The following is a 4,320-nucleotide window of genomic DNA, read 5'->3' as shown; positions in this document are numbered from 1 at the left end:
CGGCCTTGCGGCGGCGCACGATGCCCAGGTCGATCACGCTTGACCTGGCGGCAGGGTAGAAACCCGGGTCCGCCGGGGTCAGGCCCGTGTCCTCGAGCGAGGTCAGGAGCGTGGCCTGCGGCTTGGTGTCGTCGATCCAGCCGAGGAACTGCCAGATCGCCCGGAAGTCCTCGATGTCGTTGATCAGCGGGGTGCCGGTGAGCGCCATCATGAGCGGCCGGGCGGTCCGCGCGCGGATCCGCTCGGAGACGGCGAGCACGTGCTGGGAGCGCTGCGATCCCTTGTTCTTGATGAAGTGTGCCTCGTCCACGACCATGCCGCGGAAGCCGAGATCACCGAGCCAGCCGACGTGCCGGTCCAGGATCTCGTAGTTCACGATCACGACGTCCGCGAACCCGTCGACCTGGTCGCCGTCGCCGTGGACCACGGTCGGCCGGCGCTTCGGCGTCCACATCTCGACCTCGTGCGCCCAGTTGGTCTTCACCACGTTGGGCGCCACGACCAGCAGCGGGTAGGCGTCGGCCGCCTGGGCCGCGAGGAGGGCCTGCGCGGTCTTGCCGAGGCCGGGCTCGTCGGCGAGCAGGTAGGTGCGGTGGCCGCGGGCCGTGGCCTCGACCACCTGGGCCTGGTGGTGCATCAGCGTGCGGCCGTGCGCCGCGGACAGCGAGCGGGGCTCGGGCAGGGGCATGCAGGCCGGGGCACCGGGGCCGGCGTGCTCGAAGGACCGGAAGAGCGGTTCGAGCAGCTCCCAGCCGGCGAGCCGGCGGACCTTGGGGGCCTGCCGCTCGGCCGCGGCCGCGAAGTCGGGGGCGAGGAACGGGTTCGCGAGCTGGCGCGAGATCACCGAGCGCGGCACCACCTGCTTCTCGGCGCCCGGCCCGGGGGCGACCGCCGGCGCGGACGGTGGCTCCTCCGGCGGCTCCAGCCCGCCGGCGCGCATCATATCCGCCTTGAACTCGCGTGCCGCGTCGGAGACGCGGGCGTCCTCGCCGAGCAGCTCGAGCAGCGAGGTGTCCCGGGCCGCGATGCGCGCCAGCAACGTCCCCACCGCGTCGAGCCGGTCGAGCCGCTTGGTGCGCTGGTTCTCGGTGAGGTCGCCGTCGGCCCGTACCCGGGCCCGCTCCTCGCGCATGAGCAGCGCGACCACCTGGAACTTGGTGCGCACCGCCGGGCGCGTCGGAGGGCGGCGCACGGCGCCGTCGACCTCGTGGGCGGCCTGCGCGAGCACCGGGATCATCCCCTGCTCGGCAGGCCGCGCACCGGTACGGCGGCGCTGGGTGCCGGAACCTGAACCGGACCGCGCGCGGCCCGGTCGGCGTTGGCCTGATCGTGCCAAGTCTCCTCCTAGCTGAATCCTGACGGCGTCCGCCCCCGCTCGCCCGACCGATGGGCATCCGCTCGCCGTCGAGCCCCGCCCCTCGGCCGCCATCTTGTCGCCGAACGAACCCGGACGACAGGTCTGCGTGTGAACCATGTCGCCACCTGCGAGAACGCCGCAGGTCCCGTGGAGCCCACGGGTATCGGGCGGCCGTCAGGCCGCCCGGACCGCCGCGACCCCACGGGGCCGGGGTCCGGAGTCAGCAAGGGCGGCCACGCTCCGGACGGGAGCGTGCTCGCCTACGCACGGGGCGGGAGCCACGCACGTGCTCAGGATACGGCGCCCCCGCCGTGAGATCGAACTTCGACACTGTGGGTAGTGTGGGGCCAGGTCAAGCAGACGGCCGGCCTCCGTTCCGTATTCCTCTCGCCCGCGCGTGCACTGCGTCGGTGAGGCGAGGACGAGGGCGCAACGCTCGTGCGCCAGTCGCCGTCTGCCGGTCCCTTCGGTACCGGCCGGCCGCCACGCCATTCCGGAGGGACGAACACATGACGACGAACGACACGGGACAGCGCTCCGACGAGGCCGTCGTGGAGCACCCCGCGGCCGAGCCCGCCGCCGCGTCGTCGGGCGGTGAGTCGCTGACGAGCCCGGTGCTGCCCGCGACCGCCCCGACCACGACCCCCCTGGGTCTGGACGACGGCGCCGACGCGGGCGTGACCACCGAGCTGGAGCTCGCCGTCGAGCTCGCCGACGAGCTGGTGCTGACCCTGGACCTGAACGGCGTCGGTGAGCCCACGGAGCCGGCGGACCCGAGGGACGGCGCCGACGCGGACGACGTCCTGCCCTGGCACCAGCCGCTGCAGGTGTGGGTCGACGCGGGCGACGTCCTCGCCCGGTTCGGCGTGGACGGCTGGGCCGAGTTCGACGAGCTCGACAGGCAGGTCCGGGCGCTGCACGACGAGCTGGGGCCCGACCACGAGCTGACCCGGGCCGCCATGGGCGACCGTGACGCCGTCGACACCCTGTCCAGGCAGGACGAGAAGGCGTACCAGGAGGCCCTGACGGTCGCGGTGCAGGAGATCGCCCGCGAGCGCCGCATCGAGGTGGAGGTGCTGCCGGTGCGCATGGCGCAGACCGGGTCGGGCGACTCCGGACCTACCTCCGAGGTGGCCGACCTGCTCGCGGCGGCGGTCCGCCGCACGGTGCTGCCGCAGCTCGGCCGGCCGCCCCTCGACCTGGCCGACGGCGCGGTGGCCGCGAGCGTGCGGGCGGCGGGACGCACCTACCGGGAGCGCATCAGGACGGACGAGCGCCCCGTCCCCGCCGTCCTGCACGACGAGCTCGAGGAGGAGCTGCGCACCGAGCTGCAGGCCGACGAGCTCATCCCCGACGACGCGTCGTGAACGGACCGCGACGACGCTCCGGAGCCCGGGGCGTCATCGCGGTCCGCACCGCACGGTCAGCGGGTCAGCCCGCCCGGCACGACACGTCCCGCTTGGGCAGGGTGCCGTCCACCAGGAACTTCGTGGTGGCCTCCAGCGCGCACGAGTTGTCGTGCAGCAGGTAGGCGCCGTGCCCGCTGTTGTCGACGGTCACCAGGCGCGACCGGTCGCCGAACGCCTCCCGGGTGCGCTGCGCGGCGGCCAGCGGCGTCGCCGGGTCGCGCTCGTTCTGCACGATCAGGACGTTCTGCTTGCCCTCCGGTGAGATCTCCGCCTGCTCGACGGGCTCGTACGGCCAGTAGGCGCACGGCGTGATGTTGGCCCCTGCCGCACCGAACATCGGGTACGCCTTCCGGTCGGCGGCCACGGTGTCCCTGTAGTGCTGCACGTCCTCCGGCCAGTCGGAGTCGTTGCAGCTCACCGCGAGGAACACCGTCAGGGCGTTGTCCAGCGGCCAGGGTTCCCCGGCATCGGACGCGGCGCCGGACGCGGCATCGGATGCGGCAGCCGCCGTACCGGCCAGGGCTCCGCCCGGTGTATCCGCCGGCACGTCGGCCAGCTGCTGCTCGACCGCGGCCGCGTCGTCGGTCAGGACCGACTCCCAGACCTCGGCGATCTTGGGGTACTGCCCCGGGCTGTAGAGGTACCCGAAGGTAGCCATCCGGAAGATCACGCCGTCCACGCCGCCGAGCGGCTGCTCGTCGAGCCGCTCGGCCAGCTCGAAGAACGTGGCACGGACCTGTGCCGGCGTACGCCCCAGCCCGTAGGTGCCGTGCCGCTTGGCCGCCCACCTCGCGAAGTCGGGGAACGTGTCCTCCATCCCGGGGCCCCACAGGCGGATGACGTCCTGGTTCAGGTGCGTGTCACCGATGTTGCTGTCCAGCACGACGCGGTCGGCCCGGTCGGGGAACATCGCGTCGTACGTGGCGCCCAGGCCGCTGCCGTAGGAGTAGCCCAGGTAGCTGGCCTTCTCCTCGCCCAGCGCCGCCCGGATCTGGTCCAGGTCACGCGCCGTGTCGGGCGTGTTCAGGTGCTGCAGCAGCTCGGCGTCGGGCGACGAGGCGCACTGCTCGGCGATGCCCTTGACGACCTTCGCCTGCGCGTCGACGGCGGCCTCGTCCACCGCGTAGGGCGGCAGGTTGCCGAAGTGCGGGGTCTCCGCGGTGAACCCGCAGCGCGCGGCCGTCGAGTGGCCGATGCCGCGGGTGTCCATGGCGATGATGTCGTAGGCGTCGCGCACGCTCTTCGGCAGGCCCCTGGACGCCAGCAGCGTGGACAGCGTGAGCCCGGAACCCGACGGCCCGCCCGGGTTCAGCAGCAGGATGCCGCGACGCTTCTCCGGGTTGGTGCTGGCCATCCGGGAGATCGTGAGGTCGATCTGCCTGCCCTCGGGCTCGGCGTAGTCCAGGGGCACCTGCACGGTGGCGCAGTCCAGCATGTACGGCGCCGCCTCCTCGGCGACGTCCGCGGGACAGGCGCCCCACTCGGCCGGCGCCGGGACGGGCGCCTCCGCCACCGTGGCCGGCGTCGTCGTGGACGCGGTCGTCGTGGCGGCCC

General features: G+C 73.4%; 3 protein-coding genes. 1 reads left to right on the top strand and 2 read right to left on the bottom strand.

Annotated features, from left to right (window positions below):
• Positions 1 to 1,237: SNF2-related protein (locus PROKR_RS04950; protein ID WP_245605702.1), on the bottom strand; the 1,237-nt coding region annotated here is incomplete at its 3' end.
• A 629-nt stretch (positions 1,238 to 1,866) separates the two neighbouring features.
• Here PROKR_RS04950 and PROKR_RS04945 point away from each other — a divergent pair.
• Entirely contained in the window at positions 1,867 to 2,724 is an 858-nt protein-coding gene (locus PROKR_RS04945) for a hypothetical protein (RefSeq protein WP_036960085.1), read from the top strand.
• Between the two features lie 64 nt (positions 2,725 to 2,788).
• On the opposite strand, the gene PROKR_RS04940 is transcribed toward PROKR_RS04945, so the two are convergent.
• A partial coding sequence (locus tag PROKR_RS04940; RefSeq protein ID WP_051432679.1) for an alpha/beta hydrolase occupies positions 2,789 to 4,320 on the bottom strand: 1,532 nt, incomplete at its 5' end.

It is taken from the genome of Promicromonospora kroppenstedtii DSM 19349, assembly GCF_000515355.1.
In the GTDB taxonomy this organism is placed as follows: Bacteria; Actinomycetota; Actinomycetes; order Actinomycetales; family Cellulomonadaceae; genus Promicromonospora; species Promicromonospora kroppenstedtii.
Note: the sequence above shows the minus strand (reverse complement) of the source record. Positions and strands in the feature narration are given on the sequence as shown.